Below are 17856 nucleotides of genomic sequence, written 5' to 3'. Positions count from 1 at the left end.
AAGCGGGAGGGAAGGAAGGAAATGACACGGCCCCTTTAAATGCGATTGATTCGCAGTAGCTTTTAAGGAGCGCGGACGCATAAGGTCAAGCGGCGAGAGCAGCCCGCCGCAAGTTTTTGCGAATTATTCTCAATTTATGGACAAAACGCCCGAAGCTCAGTTCTGGCTCAATTCCGCAACCAGATCATAGGCATCGCCGCGATAATAGCATTGCGCCACCTCGATCACCCGCCCATCGGGCAAAAAGGCGCGGCGGTCGATGAACAGGCAAGGGTCGCCCTCCTCCACCCCCAGCAACGCCGCATGTTCGGCGGAAAAGCCGATGGCGCGCACCCTCTGCAACACCCGCACCGGGCGCAAGCCCCGCAGATCGAGCGCGTCATAGAGCGATTCCTCCACCGCCTCGGCCGAGGGCAGGCCCCATGCGGGAACCGCGACATGTTCAAGCGCCATCGTCTCGCCATCGGCATAGCGGATGCGCTGAAACCGATAGACCGGCGATCCGGGCGAGAGGCCCAGCGAGAGCGCCTCATCGGGCGTCACCGCCCCTTCGCTGCGGTCCAGCCAGCGGCTCGACGGTTTGCGCCCGCGCGAGAGCATGTCTTCGGAAAAGGAGGAGAGTTTGGAAATGCTCTTTTCCACGCGGCCCGATTGCGCCGGGGCCGCGCCGCCGACAAAGGTCCCCGCGCCCTTGCGCCGCTCCAGCAGACCTTCATCCACCAGCTTGTCGATCGCCTTGCGGATCGTCACGCGGGAAAGAGCATAGACCTCGCCCAATTCGCGCTCGCTGGGCAAAGCGCTGCCCACCGGCAGGCGGCGGCTGTCGATGGCATTGCGGAGCAGCTTTTGCAGCCGCAGATAGCGCGGCCCGGACTCATCTTCATCCAGAACACCGACCTGATCGATAAAGGCCATAATACTCCCTTGCCCGGATGTTCGGGCCTGCGCGGTCTGCTATCTGTCTTATCCAAAAAGGAATGGGGCTCGGCAAGACTTTAATATGTCTTGCCGAGCCCCCTCCTGCAAACGCCTGTCGGTTGTTTATCTGTGCCAGGCGGAAATTGTATCGGGCGCAAAGAGCAGATGCCATTGCCCGCCCAGTTGCACGCCCCCACGCAGACCATGGGCCGCCAGCGCCTCCAGATCGGGGGGAGTCTCGGTTTCAACGACCAGACGGCTCGGCCCGACATGGAGGGATGCGACCGGCCCCAAGGCGGCGCGCACCGGCGCGGGCAAGGATTGCGGCGACAAGGCCGCCAGAGCTTCCCCAACCGGAGCGGCCGCGCGAACCACCGACCCGACCCGCATCGCCGCCTGCATCTCGCTGGCCACACTGTCCGCCTGCGGGCCAAGCACCACCTGAAGCCCCTGCGCCGAAGGCCGGATCAGCCCGCGCGCGCCCAGCGCCTTGAGCGCGGCCTCATCCACCGCCTCCTGCCGCGCGACAACCAGCCGCAGCCGCGTGGTGCAGGCGCCCACCTCGACCAGATTGTCCGCCCCGCCCAGCGCCGCGACAAAAGCCGCGCCCCGGCCCTGCTCGGTCGAAACCTCGGCCGCCTCGCCGCTGTCCTCTTCGCGCCCCGGCGTTTTCAGGTCGAGCCGGACAATCGCAAAGCGAAACACCGCATAATAGATCGCGAAATAGGCCAGCCCGACCGGGATCAGCACCAGCGGCCGCGTCGCCTTGGAGAAGTTCAGCACATAGTCGAACAGGCCTGCCGAAAAGCCAAAGCCCAGATGGACATGGAGCAAGGACATCAGCGCCATCGCCGCCCCGGTCAGCACCGCATGGAGCGCGAAAAGCGCAGGCGCGAGGAACATGAAGCTGAACTCGATCGGCTCGGTCACGCCGGTCAGGAAGGAGGTCGCCGCAAGGCTGGCCAGCATACCGCCCGTCTCGCGCCGCTTTTCGGGCCGCGCGCTGCGATACATGGCAAGGCAGGCGGCGGGCAGGCCGAACATCATCACCGGGAAAAAGCCGCTCATGAAAGCGCCAGCCCCCGGATCGCCCGCGAAAAACCGCCGCAGATCGCCCGTCACCCCGTGATAATCGCCCAGCACGAACCATGCGATATTGTTCAGAATATGGTGCAGCCCCGTCACCAGCAGCAGGCGGTTGAGCAAGCCATAGGCGAACAGGCCGAACGCCCCACTACCCAGCGCCGCGCGCGAGGCGCCATCGACGCCCGCATTGATCGCATCATGGCTGAACCCCACCAGCGCGGCCAGCAGCACGCCGCAAGCGCCCGCGATGATCGGCACAAAGCGCTTGCCGCCAAAGAACGCGAGGAAATCGGGCGGGCGGAAGCCGGAAAAGCGATTATAGCCAAGGCCGCCGATCATACCCGAAACAATGCCCAAAGGCACCGCCACGCGGCCGATCTGGCCCTGACGCCATGCGCCCGTTACCGCCCCGCGCGCCGCCTCGGCCACGCCTGCGACCACATCGGCGGGAACTTTGAGCAAGGCCTTGGCGCCCTCAGTCGCCACCAGAAAGCATACGACCCCGGCCAGAGGCGCTGCGCCATTGCCGTCGCGGGCAAAGCCGGTCGCCACGCCAATGGCGAAGAGCAGGCCCAGATTGGCGAACATCGCATCGCCCGCCGCGCTGACAAAGGGCAGGTTCAGCAGATCGGGCTGGCCCATACGCAGCAGCAAAGCCGCCACCGGCAGCACCGCAATCGGCAGCATCAGCGCGCGGCCAAGGCGTTGCAGCCCCTGCGCGGCGCCATGGAACGCAGATGTCATCACGCCAGCCCTCCGATAAATTCCGCAGCCAGCGCGCGCACCTGCGCCGCGCCGTCGGCCTCCAGCACGCGGGCGGCCAAGCTGCGGCAATCGGCCACATCGACGCTGCGCACCAACGCCTTGATTTCCGCCACCATTGCGGGCGCGGCGGACAATTCGCCCACGCCCAGCCCGATCAGGATCGGCACCGCCAGAGGGTCTGAGGCCAGCCCCCCGCACACGCCCACCCATTTGCCATGCCGCGCGCCCCCGGCGCAGGTCTGGGCGATCAGGCGCAGGACCGAGGGGTCCAGCCCATCCAACCCCGCCGCCACCGCCGGATTGCCGCGATCCATGGCCAGCGCATATTGCGTCAGGTCATTGGTCCCGATCGACAGGAAAGCGCATTGCGCCGCCAGCGCATCGGCCATCACGGCGGCGGCGGGCGTTTCCACCATCACGCCGATCTCGGGCAAATCCACGCCCAGCAAGGCCGCCTGCGCCGCCGCCACGCCCTGCAATTCGCGCAGTTCGCAAACGCGGGCCACCATCGGGGCCATGATCTTCACCCGCCGCCCTTGTGCCGCGCGCAGGATCGCGCGCAATTGCGTGGCCAAGACATCGGGCCGTGCCAGACCCACGCGCAGGCCGCGCAGGCCCATGGCCGGGTTCTCCTCGGGGGCAATCGGCAGATAAGGCGCGGGCTTGTCGCCGCCAATGTCGAGCAGGCGGATAATGAGCGGCCGCCCCTCCAGCGCATCGGCGATGGCGGCATATTGCGCGGTCTGCTCATCCTCATCTGGCGCGCTTTGCCGGTCGAGAAACAGGAATTCGGTGCGCAGCAATCCGCAGCCCTCGGCCCCGCCCGCCACCGCGGGGGCGGTCTCGGACAGTTTGCCCAGATTGGCGAAAACCTCGATGCGGGTGCCGTCACGGGTGCGGCCTTCCTCATGCGCGCTGGCCAAGGCGGCGGCGCGCCGAGCAGCGCGCGCCTCGATCATCGCACGAACGCTCACCAACCGATGCGCCTCAGGCGCGATTTCCAGCGCGCAGCCATCGGCGTCAAGCACCAGAGGCGTGCCTTCGCTCACCAGCATCAGCCCCTCGCCCAGCGCCACCAGCGCGGGCAGGCCCCGGCTCGCCGCAATGATGGCGACATGCGACGTCGGCCCGCCGCGCGCCGTGGCCAGACCGACCACGCGGGAAAGATCAAGCGCAGCCACCTCGCTGGGCATCAGATCCTCGGCCACGAGAATCGCGCCATGCGGGGGCAAGGGCGCCTCAGGCTCTTCGCCGCACAATTGCCATTGCAGGCGCAGTTCCAGATCGAGCAGATCGCCCGCCCTTTCGGCAAAGCGCGGATCGGGCAATTGCCGCAAAGCCTCGGCCTGCGCCCACAGCACCTTGCGCCAGCCCATCGCGGCGCTGGCCCCGGCGGCGATGGCGGCTTTCGCCTCGCCCACCAGTTCCTCATCATCGAGCAGCGCGAGATGCGCGCTCAAAATCGCCTTTTGCTGGGGCGTGCCCGTCTCGCTCTGGGCAGTCAGGGCCGCGCGCAGACCGGCCAGGGCCTCGTCGAGCAAGGCCCGTTCGGCGGCCTCACCCTTGCTGATCGCGGCCAATTCGGGTTCGGCGCGGCGCGGGCGCCAGACATGGCCCACCGCCATGCCGGTCGCGGCCGTCACGCCGCTCAGCCGGTCGCCCGGTTGCGGCGCCGATACAGCGACGGCCGGAGGCGCGATGACCGGCGCAGCAAGCGTTTCGGAAACCGCCAGAAATTCACCCATCCCGCCCGCGATCATTTCGCTCAGGGTATCGAGCGCCTCGCGCGCTTCGCTTCCATGCGCCAGCAGGCGGATCGTATCGCCATGGCCCACGCCCAGCCGCAGCATCGCGCTGGGGCTGGTGATCGCGGCGGACGCCTCGCCCTTTTCCACCCGCACCTTGGCCGCAAATTCGCGCGCGCGGGCGGCCAGACGTGCGCTGGGTCGGGCATGAAGCCCATGGGCCAGAGGCACGCGCAGGGTGCGGGACAAAGCCTCGCCACTCGCTTCGGCGCCCGATTCCGCCACGCCAGCGCCGGTAATCCTGCCCAGCACATCGCCCTTGGCCACCAGCCCTTGCGAGATCGCCGGTTGCCATTGCCAGCCCTCGGCCTCGATCAGGATGATCGGCATGACAAGGCTTTTGGCCCGGCCCACCACCGCGCCCGGATCAACCCGCAGCAACGGATCGCCCGCCGCAACGCGCTGGCCCACACGCACCAAGGGCGTGAAACCTTCGCCCCCCAACCGCACCGTTTCCAGCCCGAAATGCAGCAGCACATCCAGCCCCGGCGCCAGACGCAGCGTCACCGCATGACCCGCCGCATGAACCGCCAGCACCTCGCCCGCAGCAGGCGCGCAGACCGTATCGGCCAGCGGATCGATCGCCAGCCCCGGCCCCAGCAACCCGCCGGCAAAGGCATCATCGGGCACTTCGGCCAAGGGGCTGATCCAGCCGTCCATCGGCGCGCGCAGATCCAGAACCATCGCTTTATCCTGCAAAGCGGCAAATGCCGCCAATCCACGTCTGCGCCACGCCCAGACGGGCATCGAGCGCCACGAAATCCGCCGCCATGCCCGGCGCAATCCGGCCGATCCGGCTTTCCAGCCCGAGGAAAGCCGCAGGCGTGGCCGAGGCCATTTGCGAGACCTGCTCCATCGGCAATCCCGTCATGGTCAGCGTGTTGCGCAAGGCCGTGGCCATATCCAGCCCCGATCCTGCCAGCGTTCCGGCCGCATCGGTACACATGCCGTCGCGCACATAGATCGGGCGACCATCGAGCATGAAGGGCTGCCCCCCATTGCCCACGCCCGGCATCGCATCGGTCACCAGCATCAGCCGCTCCGGCCCCTTGACCCGGCAGGCCAGACGCACCGCAGGCGTGGCCACATGGACGCCATCGACGATCAGCCCGCAATAGACATCGTCGCGATCAAAGGCCGCGCCGACCATGCCGGGCGCGCGATGCTGCAAAGGCGTCATCGCATTATAGAGATGCGTGACGCCGCGCACGCCATGGTCGAAACCGGCGATGGCTTCTTCATAGGTGGCGTCGGTATGGCCCGCGCTGATAATCACCCCCGCGCGGGCCAGCGTGACGATCTGTTCGGGCGCGGCCAGTTCGGGCGCGATGGTCAGCATCACCACGCCTTTGCGCGGGCGGGTGAGCAGCGCCATGGCGGCATCGTCAAGGCGGCGCAGGCGGGCCTCGCTGTGGATGCCCTTGCGCGCAGGGTTGATGAAGGGGCCTTCGATATGGACGCCGACGATGCCGGGCACGCCCTGTGCGATGGCATCGTCCACCGCATTGAGCGCGGCGGCCACCGCCTCGACCGAATCGCTGATCAGCGTGGGCAGCAGCGCGGTCGTGCCAAAGCAGGCATGGGCCGCCGCAATCGCGGCCACGCCATCAACCGTCGGGCAATCGTTGAACAATACCCCGCCGCCGCCATTAACCTGCGTATCGACAAAGCCGGGCAGCAGATAGCCGCCGTGCAGGTCGAGCACCTGATCGGCATCGCCCGCATCATCGACGGACACGATTTGCCCGCCATCCATCGTCAGGCGGACTGATGAACGCCACTGCCCCGCAATCAGGGCCTGGCCGTTAAGGACATCAACCGTGTTCATCGCGTGCGCGTCACCTTGGCAAGATAGGGGGGCTGATCGGGATTATGACCCCGCGCCTGCGACAAAGCGTTAGCCATGCGATAGAAGCTGGCAATCATCAAGATCGGCGCCAGTTCATCGCGCGCGGCCAAGGCGGGCAGGTGGGTCACGCCCTCTGGCGCCTGCGCCTGCGCATCGGCCAGCCAGACATGCGCCCCGCGCGCGGCAAATTCGCCCGCGATCTGGCGCACATCATCGCCCGTCGCATCGCCGCCCGCAAAGGCAAGCACCGGGAAACCTTCGCGCACCACCGCCATCGGGCCATGGCGCACCTCGGCGGCGGAAAAGGCCTCGCCATGCAGGGCCGAGGTTTCCTTGAGCTTGAGCGCGGCCTCTTGGGCAATGGCAAGGCCATAGCCGCGCCCCAGAATGAACAGGTTCGAGGCATCGAGCAGGCCGCTGATCAGCGGGGTCCAGTCGAGCGCAAAAGACGCATCGAGCAGCGCGGGCAGCCCCTCGACATCGCGGGCCAGCGCCGCATCGCCCGTCCATGCCGCCACCAGCGCGGCAATGCCCGCCAGCGAGGTGATATAGGATTTCGTGGCCGCCACCGAGCGTTCGGCCCCGGCATAGAGCGGCAGGGTGAAATCGGCCATCTGGGCCAAAGGAGAAGTCTCGTCATTGACCAGCGCGACCACAGTCGCGCCCGATGCCTGCTGGCGCTCGACCGTGGCCAGCATGTCCGGACTGCGCCCCGATTGCGAGATGGCAAGGCAAAGGGCCGCGCCGCCCGCCGGGTGGACCACCGGGGCGTCATAGACCGAAACGGTCGAGAAAGCCGCCGAGGCCGTGGGCAGGCCAAGGCGCGTCTCGATCAGATATTTGGCATAGGTGGCGGCATGATCGGACGATCCGCGCGCGCAGGTGATGACAAAGGCGGGCGGGCATTGCGCCAGATGCGCGGCCAGCCGGGCCAGCTCGGCGCGATTGCCCGCGACAAAGCGCGCCACAGCCGCGCCCGCCTCGGCGGCTTCGGCATACATCAGGGTCGAGGCGAGAGGGGGGCGTTTGCCGTCAAGTGGTCGGTCATCAAGTGAAGGTGTCACGAATGGGGTCCTGCCTTGCGCCGCCTCGCGATGGAGGCGTGTCTGTCATGCCAATATGTCGGCAAGTGATATTTAATTGGTATTATTTTAAGGCGGTCATCATTGCAACAGCTTTCATCCGCATTCGCAATTTGACGTATCATCCGCAGTTTTGACCGAGCTGCGCAAACCTGGGGAACCCATGGAGCCTTCCAATAAAACAGACGACTAATCATCACTTTACCCGGAAATGCGATCCTTTTTGGACAGGCCAATCATGTCACTTCCGCGCCAATCGTCACATATTTGCAATACCAATTTGAACAAAGGTGTCATTGAAATGACTTGACAGACTCGTCCTTCCGGCGGATTTCTGGTCGGCGAACGGGGCAGATGGCGCACAGGATGCGCCACCTCCGGGAGGATACAGGGTTCAGCTCAATTTCTTGAGGGGGTTTTATGACGATCTTGCGTGCTTCGCTTGTTTCGCCGCTTTCACGTGCTGCCAGACTGACAATGCTTTCCACCTGCGGCGCATCGGCGCTGATCGTGGCGGGCGCGGCCCATGCGCAAACCGCAGCGCCCGCTGCTGACGCCTCGGACGGCATTGTCGTCACCGGTTTCCGCGCCAGCCTCAAGTCGGCTCTGGACACCAAGCGCAAGGACACGCGCGTTTCGGACGGCATTTCCTCCGAAGACATCGGCAAGTTCCCGGCCGAAAACATCACCGAATCGATCCAGCGCATTTCCGGCGTCCAGATGTCGAACATCAACGGTCGCGGCGCCACGATCAGCATTCGCGGCCTTGGCCCCCAATATGCGATGACCACGATCAACGGCCAGACCATCAAGAGCGCCGACTTCACCGACGGTTTCCGCTTCGACATCATCCAGACCGAACTGGCCAGCGCCATTCAGGTCATCAAATCGCCCACCGCCGATATGGATGCGGGCGGCCTGTCGGGCACGGTGAACATCGAAACCACCAAGCCGCTCGATTACCACAAGCGTCAGCTGGTCGTGTCGGCCAAGGCGCAGAATTCGCAATATGCGGGCGGCAAGATTACGCCCAAGGTCGGCGTCAGCTATATCGACCAGTTCCTTGACGGCACGCTGGGCGTCTATGTCAACCTTGGCTATCAGAAGCTGAATGACCGCGCCGACTATATGTGGATGGACCGCTGGACCAACCAGACCATCGGCGGCAACAGCATCCTGACCCCGCGCCGCCCGCGCTATCGCCGCATCGACCGCGAAACCGAACGCCTGATGGCCAGCGGCGGTCTGCAATGGCGCCCGTCCGACCGCATCGAGGTGGGCTTCAACGCGATCTATGCCAAGGACAAGACCACCTATGACCTGAACCAGCAGGTGTTCCTGTTCGACACCTCGCGCATCACCGTCAATTCGGCATCCAATGGTGCGGCCACCAATGTGACGGCCACCAATTTCACCATGGAAAACAACCGTCAGCACGAAGACCGCAACCTGACGACCCAGCTTTACACGCTGTCGGCCAAGTGGAAGGGCGACAATGGCTGGAGCGGGCGCGCGATTGCCAATTATTCCAAGGGCACATCGTATCAGCGCGAAGCGGCCGCCATTCTGGGCATCAATATCGCCAGCGCCACGCTGGATATTTCGAACCCCGAGGCGATCAGCTTCAACACTTCCTCGGCGCTGAATTCGACCGCGACCTATGCGCCTTCGCTGCTCAACCGCAACGAATATCCCAATGGCGCCACGCGCAACATGCGCACGACCGAATGGTCGGGTCAGGCCGATCTCTACAAGGACGTCTCCTTCGGCCCGATCAGCGAGCTGGCCGCGGGCGTCAAGTTCCGCCACGAAACGTTCAACCGCTTCGTTTCGCGCCACGACCTGATCGCGCTGGGTTCGGCCCAGCCCGCCCCGTCGAGCAGCATCTTCCCGGCGATGGCGACCTATAATTATCAGGTGAGCGGCTTCCTGAACGGCATGTCGGGCATCCCCACGGCATGGGTCGCGCCCGATCTTGGCGCCTATGACAAGGCGCTGGCCGCCGCCGGCATCGTAGTGCCGGAAATCTATGCGCCCGAAGCCTCGTATCACGTCGACCGCTATATGCCCTCGGTCTATGGTCAGGCCTCGATCGAGACGGAAATCGCCGGGATGCCGCTGCGCGGCAATATCGGCCTGCGCTATGAATACACCACGCAAAAGGTGCAGGGCAACGTGACCGGCCCGCGCAGCGACAGCTATCAGGAAGTTCAGGCCAAGATCGGCGATTACAACCTGAACCAGAAATACGGCAATCTGCTGCCCAGCATGAACCTCGTCCTGGAACCGGCCAAGTCGGTGCAGGTGCGTTTCGCCGCCGCCAAGGTGCTGGTGCGTCCGATCATGGACAGCAACACCTCGATGGCGCAGACATCCTCGGTTTCGAACGTGGGCGGCCAAAAGGTCTACACTGTCGATCTGGGTCAGGCGGACCTGAAGGCACTGACCGCCAATCAGGTCGATCTGGGCGTGGAATGGTATTATGAGCGCTCCAGCGCGATTGCCATCAACGGCTTCTACAAATGGATCAAGAACGGCACTTATACGTCGCTGATCTGCCCCTCCTCGTTCAACGGCACGGCGCTGGCCAAGAATACGGCGGGCGATTGCGCCGATGCTGCGGGCAATGCCTATGACATCACCCAATCGCTCAACGATCCCAGCACGATCAAGATCAAGGGCTATGAAATCAGCCTGAATCACTCATTCGACAAGATGCTGCCGGTCAAGGGTTTTGGCCTGATCGCCAACTATACCCGCGTGATCCCGCAAAAGCTGGCGGTGGGCACGGGCTATACGGTCCGCAACCTGTCGAAGGTGACGTGGAACGTGACACCCTATTGGGAAAACCGCTACTTCAGCTTGCGCGCCTCGCTCAACTATCGCAGCGCCTATGACCAGAACAGCGCGGACAGCTTCTTTGCCCGCGAAGGCCACACCGTTCTGGCCCGCACCCAGGTTGACCTGAGCGCCGGTTATACGCCCGACGCGCATCTCAGCTTTACCGCAGGCGTCATCAACCTGAACAACAGCCGCGAAAAGGCGACCTACACCGGCACCTCGGTGTGGCAGGAAAGCAGCTTCAACGGCCGCAGTTTCTATGCCTCGGCTTCCTACAAGTTCTAAGAACCTACCCTGACTGTCCGGCGGGGGGAGGGCGATCCGTCGCTCGCCCCCTCGCCGGATTTTTTGTGTTTGCCCGCTTGTCCTGCCCGCCTGCACGGAAGAAAACCCCCGTATGTCGATCCTGCAACCTTTGCGCCTGTACCCTTTGCTGATGTCCAGCCTTGCCGTGGCGCTGGCGTTAGGCGGCGCGGCTCAGGCTGCCGACAGCCCCGAAGTGGCCGCCGCGCGGGCCGCCATCGCGCGCATGGGGGTTCCCGCGCAGCGGGTTGATCTGTCCATCCGCCCCGCCGCCCACCCCACCTATCGCGTGCGCATCCGCCATGGCGCGATTGCGGCCAGCGGCTCCTCGCCCATCGCGCTCGTCCATGGCGTGGCGCAGGCGCTGGAGGCCAAGGGCAAGCTGCATCTGAGCTGGGAAGGCCGCCGCGCCGCGCCCCTGTCGCGCGCCGACAATTTCGACAGCGGCGAGGTTTCCTCCCCCTTCGACCTGCGCGCCTATCTCAACACCTGCACCTATGGCTACACCACGCCATGGTGGGACTGGGCCCGGTGGAGCAGCGAGATCGACTGGATGGCCGCCCATGGCGTCGATACGCCGCTGGCCATGGAGGGGCAGGAATATGTCTGGCGCGCACTCTGGCGCGAGGAAGGCATGGATGAGGCCGCCATCGGCCAAAGCCTGTCCGCGGCGCCCTTTTTGCCGTGGCAACGGATGGGCAATATCGCGGGCTATCGCGCCCCGCTCTCGCCTGGCTGGATCGAAAAGAAGCATCAGCTTCAGATCCGGATCCTTGGCCGGATGCGCAGCCTTGGCATGAAGCCGGTGCTGCCCGCCTTTGCCGGCTATGTGCCCGAAGCTTTCGCCAAGGCCCATCCCAAGGCGCGAATCTACACGATGCGCAGTTGGGAAGGCTTCCCGCCGACCTATTGGCTCGACCCGTCCGATCCGCTTTTCGCCCGTCTGGCCAAGCGTTTCATCGAGATTTACAACGCCACCTATGGCGCGGGCGATTATTACCTTGCCGATGCGTTCAACGAAATGGTCCCCCCGATTGCCGAGGACGGATCGGATGCGGCCAACGCGCAATATGGCGATGCCATCGCCAACACCGCCGCCGCCAACACGCAGGCCGAAAAGGTCGCCGCCCTGCCGCCTGCGGTGCGCGATGCGCGTCTGGCCGCTTATGGCGAGAAGCTCTATCACTCGATCACCGCCGCCGCGCCCAAGGCAACATGGGTGATGCAGGGCTGGCTGTTCGGCGCGGACAAGGCGTTCTGGACGCCCGACGCGGTGCGCGCTTTCCTCTCCAAAGTGCCCGATGAAAAGATGCTGGTGCTCGATATCGGCAATGACCGCTATCCCGGCATCTGGCAGCAGACGCAGGCCTTTTACGGCAAGCAATGGGTTTACGGCTATGTCCATAATTATGGCGGCAGCAACCCGGCCTATGGCGATCTTGGCTTCTATAAAACCGACATGGCCGCCGCGCTGATCCATCCGGGCAAGGGCCATATGGCGGGCTTTGGCCTGTTTCCCGAAGGGCTGCATTCGAACAGCATTGTCTATGCCTATGCCTATGATCTGGCATGGGGGCCAAAGCGTGATCTGGGGGAATGGCTCAAAACCTATACCGCCGCGCGCTATGGCAGCACCTCGCCCGCGCTGGTTGCCGCGTGGCAGGGGGCGATTGCGGGCGCTTATCAGACCCGCTACTGGACCCCGCGCTGGTGGAACCAGATGGCGGGCGCCTATCTCTTCTTCAAACGGCCCAGCCTGAGCGGCGCGGATTATCCCGCCGCGCCGGGTGATCCTGCGGCGCTGCGCCGGGGGATCGAGGCGATGCTGGCCGCCGCGCCCGCGCATCCTTCGGCCCTGTTCGCCAAGGATATTGTCGATCTCACCCGCCATTATGCCAGCATGAGGCTGGACGACCAGCTCAAGGCCGCGCTGGCCGCCTATAAGGCGGGCGATGTGGCGGGCGGCGACAAAGCGCGCGCGCAAATCTCCGATCTGGCCCGCAAGATCGACACGCTGGCCGCCAATCAGCAGGAAACGCTGGCCTCCTGGGTGAAAGACGCCCGCGCCTATGGCGACACGCCGCAGGAAAAAGCCGATTACGCGACGCAGGCCAAGGCCATCGTCACCATCTGGGGCGGGACGGGCCATCTGTCCGATTATGCCTCGCGCGCATGGTCGGGGCTTTATGCCGACTATTATCTGCCGCGCTGGCAAATGATGCTGGAGGATGCGCGCGCCGCCGCTCTGGCGCATCGGCCTCTGGATGAAGCCGCCGCCATCGCCCGCATCCGCGCCTGGGAAGAGCAATGGGTGGCCAATGGCAAGGATTACGCCCATGCCGCGCCCACCGATCCCGTCCGCGCCGCCGCGCAAATGCTGAAAGAATTGCCGTGAGTGAACCCGTTAAGGCCCAGCGCTTCGTCTCGCTCGATGTGTTTCGCGGGGGCACGATCTTTCTGATGATCCTGGTCAACACGGCGGGGCCGGGCGCGCGGGCCTATGAGCAGCTGATCCATGCCAAATGGATCGGCTTCACGCTGGCCGATCTGATCTTTCCCACCTTCCTCTTCGCCATGGGCAATGCGATGAGCTTTGCCATGCGCAGGCCCCTGCCCGCCGGGCCCTATCTGACGCGCCTGCTACGGCGCGGGGCGATCATCTTTGCGCTGGGCTTCCTGATGTACTGGTTTCCCTTTATGAGGCATGGCGATGCAGGCTGGGAACTGATCCCCTTTGCGCAGACCCGCGTGCCGGGCGTGCTGCAAAGGCTGGCTTTGTGCTATGTCTTGGCGGGCGTCATCGTGCGCTGGGCGGACTGGCGGGTGGTGCTGGGGGCCTGCGTGGCGCTCTTGCTGGGCTATTGGGCCATATTGCTGCATTTCGGCGTGCCGGGCGATGTCTATGGAAAGATGGGCAATGCGGGGACCCGGTTTGACATGTGGCTGCTCTCGCCGGGGCATCTGTATAAAAAGGATGGCGGGTTTGATCCCGAAGGTTTCCTTGGCACTTTCCCCGCTGTGGTCAATGTGCTCGCGGGCTATCTGGCCGGATTGCTGGTGCAGCGGGGCGGCGATCTGCGCAATGCCTTGCGCGTGATGCTGGCGGCGGGCCTTGCCTGTATGGCCGCCGCCCATGCGTGGGAGCCCTGGTTCCCCATCGCCAAGAAGCTGTGGACCAGCCCATTTGTCCTGCTGACCACGGGGCTTGATCTGCTGCTGCTGGGCTGGACGATCTGGATCATCGAATTGCGCGGCAAGCAGGGGGGCGTCCGCTTCTTCACCATTCTGGGGCGCAATCCGCTGGCGATCTATCTGTTTTCCGAAATGTTCGTGACCGTGCTCAACATGGTGCCGCTGGGCGAGGACGGGGTTTACGACTGGGTCGGCATCCGCCTGTTTCAGGCCGTGGCGCCGGGCGCCTTGGGCTCGCTGCTCTGCGCGCTGGCCTATACGATGGTGTGCTGGGCCGTGGGCTGGTGGATGGACCGCAAAGGCTTGATCCTGAAAGCATAAGGCCGAGAGAGTATCATGAAATTTGCCAAGACTGCCCTGCTGGCCGCCGCCCTGTGCGCGACCAGCCTTTCGGGCCATGCCTATGCCGGGGATGACGGGATCATCCGCTTTGCCCCGACGAAGGACGCCTTCGCGCTGGCCGATCATGGCCGCATCGCCCCCATCATCGTCGCGCCGGGCGAGGCCATGGCCGTGCGCCATGCCGCGCAGGATCTCGCCCGCGACATGGCGCAGGTGACGGGGCAGACCCCGCGCCTGCTCTCCGAAGCCGCGCCTGCCCCCGCCGCCATCATCATCGGCACGCTGGGGCAAAGCCCGATCATCGACGCCATGGTCAAAAAGGGCACGATCAACCCTGCGGCGCTGGCAGGCAAATGGGAGAGTTTCCTCATCCTCTCGGTCAAAAACCCCCTGCCCGGCGTCGCCCACGCGCTGGTGGTGGTGGGCAGCTACCGGCGCGGCACGGCCTTTGGCGCCTATGAAGTCTCGCGCGCGATGGGCGTCAATCCGTGGAGCTGGTGGGCCGATCTGGCCCCGCGCCATCACGATGCGCTCTATGCCGCACCAGGCCTGCATCATTTCGGCCCGCCCTCGGTGCGCTATCGCGGCATCTTCGTGAATGACGAGGATTGGGGCCTGTTCCCTTGGGCGGCGCAGTCTTTCGACCCGGAATACAAGAATATCGGCCCCAAGACCTATGCCCGCATCTTTGAACTGATGCTGCGGCTGAAAGCCAACACGCTCTGGCCCGCGATGCACAAGACCACGGCGGCTTTCAATTCCGACCCCGCCAACGCCAAACTGGCCGATGATTACGGCATCATCATGGGCTCGTCTCATTCCGAGGTGATGCTGCGCAACAATGTGGGCGAATGGAAGGATGCGCCCGAAGCCTTCAACTATGCCGCCAATCCCGAAAAGATCCGCCTCTATTGGGAAGAGCGGGTGCAGAAAAACGGGGCCTATGAGAACCTCTGGACCATCGGCATGCGCGGTCTGCACGACACCGGCATGGTCGGCACCAGCACGATGGCGGAAAAGGTCGCGCTGCTCGACCGTGTCATCAAGGACCAGCGCGCCTTGCTCGACAAACATGTGGCGGGCGGCGCGGAAAAGGCGGGGCAGATTTTCGTGCCCTACAAGGAGGTGCTCGACATCTACCGCTCGGGCCTGAAGGTGCCGGAGAATGTGTCCATCGTCTGGCCCGACGACAATTTCGGCTATATCCGCCAATTCCCCAGCAAGGCCGAGGCCCATCGTTCGGGCGGCGCGGGCGTCTATTACCATCTGTCCTATCTGGGCTATCCGCTCTCCTATCTCTGGCTTTCCACCACCCCGCCCGCGCTGGTCCGCGAGGAAATGACGCGCGCCTATGACAAGGGCGCGCGCAACATCTGGATCGTCAATGTGGGCGACATCAAACCCGCTGAGATCGGCACGACCCATTTCCTCGACATGGCATGGGACGTGGAGAAGCACCGGGACGAAAGCCAGCGGGACTATCTGAAAAGCTGGCTGGGCGAAGCTTTCGGGCCGGAACTGGGGGCCGGGGCCGCCGCGCTGATGGATGACTATTTCCTGCTCAATTTCGCGCGCCGCCCCGAACATCTCGAATGGCCCGCCAAGGCCGAGGACCGCCACCTTTCCGACTTCTCCGTGCCCGAGGCGCATGACCGCCTGCGCCGCTGGCGCACTCTGGCGGCGCAGGCAAAGGCCATGGCCGCGCAGGTTCCTGCCGACCGGCAGGATGCGTGGTTCGAACTGGTCGAATTTCCGATCCGGGCGGCCTCGGCCGCCAATATCCGCTATTTCGCCGCGGAATATTATGACGAAATGATCGAGGTGACGCCCGCCGAAGCCTATTCCGCAGGCGGCGCAATGGCATGGGCGGATGAGGAAATCACCGCGATCACCGAGCGCTATAACAATGGTATCGCGGGCGGCAAATGGCGCAACATCATGCCCGCCGAACCGGCCGATCCGCAATGGCGCATCTATCGCCCGCGCCCATTGGTCACGCCCGCCGCCTCGCTGCGCAGCGCGCCCGACCGCTTCTTTGCCCGCGTAGACGCGACAACGGCGCCGTCATCGCCGGTGCTGGAGGCCGAGGATGTGCCCGCCAAGGGCTGGCGCAAGGTGGAAGGCATGGGGCGCGGGCGCGGCGTGATGATCGCCGATGCGCAAGGCGCCCCGTGGTCGGCCGGCTTCACGCTGGCGCAGGGGCAAACCGGCGTCGCGCTGGGCATTCTGCCTATGTTTCCGGACGGAGACGTGCGCGAATTGAAGCTGGAGGTCAGCATCGACGGCGGCGCCCCCATCGCCATCACCGTCCCGCGTCAGGTGGGCAGCGCGGGCTGGGTCGAGGGCGTTTTGAGCAATCAGTTGAAAGTGGCGGTGCCTGCCGCGCTTACCCCCGGCGCGCATCGCATTGCCGTTACCGCGCGCAGCGGCGGCATCGCGCTCGACCGGCTGATTTTTACCGCCGCGCCGTGATTGGTCGGCGGGCCGGATGGCGTATCCGGCCCGCAAAACCGCCATCAGAACGACGGATCGTAATTGAAATACACCGGGTTCGAGAGCGCCACCATCGTGTCGCTCCGGCCCGCCACCATCGGCACAGCCGGATAATCGGCCTGCGGCCCGGTCACTTCCAATCGGTAATAGCTGCGTTTGCCCAAGGGCGGCGTGTCGGTGAAAGTGGCTTCCGGATCGCTGGCATTGACCGGCAAAGTGGTGAAAGTCTCGCCATTGCGCACAACGCGAACCTGATATTGCGCCCATGGAATCGTCGCATTGGACAGGCGGATGCGGAATGTCACCGGCTTGCCGTCGGCGCGCAGATTGTCGCCCATCATCGCGTCGATCTTTCCATCGCCATCCAGATCGGCATAGAATTCGACACGCGGATCGCGCGGATTGGCGCTGATCGAGCCATGGCCATGGGTCAGCGCATCGACCACGCCCTGCCGGTCCCGCTTGGCCGCATAGACCCATGTGGTGGGCGTGCCGACATAATTGGCCATGCGCTCGCCGCTGAGCGGCCCGCGATCCTCCGGCTTGTCGGGCCAACCATGGTGAGAATCGCTGCCCCCGCGCCCCGCAATCATCCGCCCGGATTTGAGCATGTCGTCCCACACCAGCAAGGCGGGCGGGTTCTTGGCCCAGTTCGAACTGTTCCAGACCTCGATCGAATCCACCATGTCGAAGGAAAAGCCATAGTGGTCCTTGTTCGTCGGATGGTTGGCCGACATATGCACGCCCAGCCCCTTGCGCAGGGGGATCAGTTTCACATCGCGCGCATCGCTCATGCTGCGCAAAAGTTTCTGGTCATAGGGATGCGAGGAAAAGACATTCACATGCCCGCGCTCGGTCGTCCATTCGGCGGCATAGAGCAGCACGATCCGATCCGAGCGCCATTCCGGATCGGCCCATGTGTGATGCGCGGTGTCGCCATCGACATGGTTGTCATGATCGGTGATGCCCAGAAAGTCGAAACCCTCGTCCTCGGCAAAATGGATGATCTTGCCGACGGAATTGTTGGTCGTATCCTTGCTGTGGCGCGAATGGAGATGAAGGTCGCCCTTCATCCAAACGCCCGGTTCAACCGGCGCCGAAACACCCTGTGCATGAGCGGTGGAAGCCAGCAGCATCGCGCCCAGCATGATATTCAATTTTCTCACAAAAACTCCCGAAG

General features: G+C 64.5%; 10 protein-coding genes. 4 read left to right on the top strand and 6 right to left on the bottom strand.

What is annotated here, in order from left to right; genetic code table 11:
* Window positions 1–156 precede the first annotated feature (156 nt).
* From FHW92_RS01155 to FHW92_RS01135, 5 genes are all read right to left on the bottom strand, one after another.
* Window positions 157–915: a GntR family transcriptional regulator gene (locus tag FHW92_RS01155; protein ID WP_168601391.1), complete on the bottom strand. Its 759-nt coding sequence runs from the start codon at window positions 913–915 to the stop codon at window positions 157–159.
* A gap of 126 nt (window positions 916–1041) precedes the next feature.
* Entirely contained in the window at window positions 1042–2748 is a 1707-nt protein-coding gene (nagE, locus tag FHW92_RS01150; RefSeq protein ID WP_168601390.1) for an N-acetylglucosamine-specific PTS transporter subunit IIBC, read from the bottom strand.
* The gene (gene ptsP, locus FHW92_RS01145; RefSeq protein WP_168601389.1) at window positions 2748–5258 is read right to left on the bottom strand and encodes a phosphoenolpyruvate--protein phosphotransferase; all 2511 of its coding nucleotides are present in this window, start codon (window positions 5256–5258) and stop codon (window positions 2748–2750) included. The genes nagE and ptsP overlap by 1 nt, the downstream gene beginning before the upstream one ends.
* Window positions 5259–5262: 4 nt before the next feature.
* Entirely contained in the window at window positions 5263–6402 is a 1140-nt protein-coding gene (nagA, locus tag FHW92_RS01140; protein ID WP_168601388.1) for an N-acetylglucosamine-6-phosphate deacetylase, read from the bottom strand.
* Window positions 6399–7424, bottom strand: coding sequence for an SIS domain-containing protein (locus FHW92_RS01135; RefSeq protein ID WP_168602073.1), 1026 nt, complete (start codon window positions 7422–7424; stop codon window positions 6399–6401). Before FHW92_RS01135 ends, nagA begins: the two co-directional genes overlap by 4 nt.
* A gap of 558 nt (window positions 7425–7982) precedes the next feature.
* Here FHW92_RS01135 and FHW92_RS01130 point away from each other — a divergent pair.
* From FHW92_RS01130 to FHW92_RS01115, 4 genes are all read left to right on the top strand, one after another.
* A complete protein-coding gene (locus tag FHW92_RS01130; RefSeq protein WP_246869851.1) occupies window positions 7983–10631 on the top strand; it encodes a TonB-dependent receptor in 2649 nt (882 codons plus the stop codon).
* A gap of 112 nt (window positions 10632–10743) precedes the next feature.
* A complete protein-coding gene (locus FHW92_RS01125; RefSeq protein WP_168601386.1) occupies window positions 10744–13044 on the top strand; it encodes an alpha-N-acetylglucosaminidase in 2301 nt (766 codons plus the stop codon).
* Window positions 13041–14162, top strand: coding sequence for a heparan-alpha-glucosaminide N-acetyltransferase domain-containing protein (locus FHW92_RS01120; RefSeq protein WP_349237621.1), 1122 nt, complete (start codon window positions 13041–13043; stop codon window positions 14160–14162). Before FHW92_RS01125 ends, FHW92_RS01120 begins: the two co-directional genes overlap by 4 nt.
* 15 nt (window positions 14163–14177) lie before the next feature.
* Window positions 14178–16655 carry a glycosyl hydrolase 115 family protein gene (locus FHW92_RS01115; RefSeq protein ID WP_168601384.1) on the top strand — a complete coding sequence of 826 codons (2478 nt, stop codon included), beginning with the start codon at window positions 14178–14180 and terminating at the stop codon, window positions 16653–16655.
* A 44-nt stretch (window positions 16656–16699) separates the two neighbouring features.
* On the opposite strand, the gene FHW92_RS01110 is transcribed toward FHW92_RS01115, so the two are convergent.
* A complete protein-coding gene (locus FHW92_RS01110) occupies window positions 16700–17842 on the bottom strand; it encodes a CehA/McbA family metallohydrolase (protein ID WP_349237620.1) in 1143 nt (380 codons plus the stop codon).
* Window positions 17843–17856: the final 14 nt, after the last annotated feature.

The sequence above is a fragment of the Novosphingobium sp. SG707 genome, assembly GCF_012275515.1.
GTDB lineage: Bacteria > Pseudomonadota > Alphaproteobacteria > Sphingomonadales > Sphingomonadaceae > Novosphingobium.
The sequence above is the reverse complement of the archived record's forward strand: the minus strand, read 5'-3'. Positions and strand labels throughout refer to the sequence as shown.

What these genes read in the sequence shown, in the direction of transcription:
- FHW92_RS01130 (WP_246869851.1), top strand. Translation starts at nt 7,983, where the DNA reads ATGCTTTCCACCTGCGGCGCATCGGCGCTGATCGTGGCGGGCGCGGCC.
- nagA (WP_168601388.1), bottom strand. Translation starts at nt 6,402, where the DNA reads ATGAACACGGTTGATGTCCTTAACGGCCAGGCCCTGATTGCGGGGCAG.
- FHW92_RS01125 (WP_168601386.1), top strand. Translation starts at nt 10,744, where the DNA reads ATGTCGATCCTGCAACCTTTGCGCCTGTACCCTTTGCTGATGTCCAGC.
- FHW92_RS01155 (WP_168601391.1), bottom strand. Translation starts at nt 915, where the DNA reads ATGGCCTTTATCGATCAGGTCGGTGTTCTGGATGAAGATGAGTCCGGG.
- ptsP (WP_168601389.1), bottom strand. Translation starts at nt 5,258, where the DNA reads ATGGTTCTGGATCTGCGCGCGCCGATGGACGGCTGGATCAGCCCCTTG.
- FHW92_RS01135 (WP_168602073.1), bottom strand. Translation starts at nt 7,424, where the DNA reads ATGTATGCCGAAGCCGCCGAGGCGGGCGCGGCTGTGGCGCGCTTTGTC.
- nagE (WP_168601390.1), bottom strand. Translation starts at nt 2,748, where the DNA reads ATGACATCTGCGTTCCATGGCGCCGCGCAGGGGCTGCAACGCCTTGGC.
- FHW92_RS01115 (WP_168601384.1), top strand. Translation starts at nt 14,178, where the DNA reads ATGAAATTTGCCAAGACTGCCCTGCTGGCCGCCGCCCTGTGCGCGACC.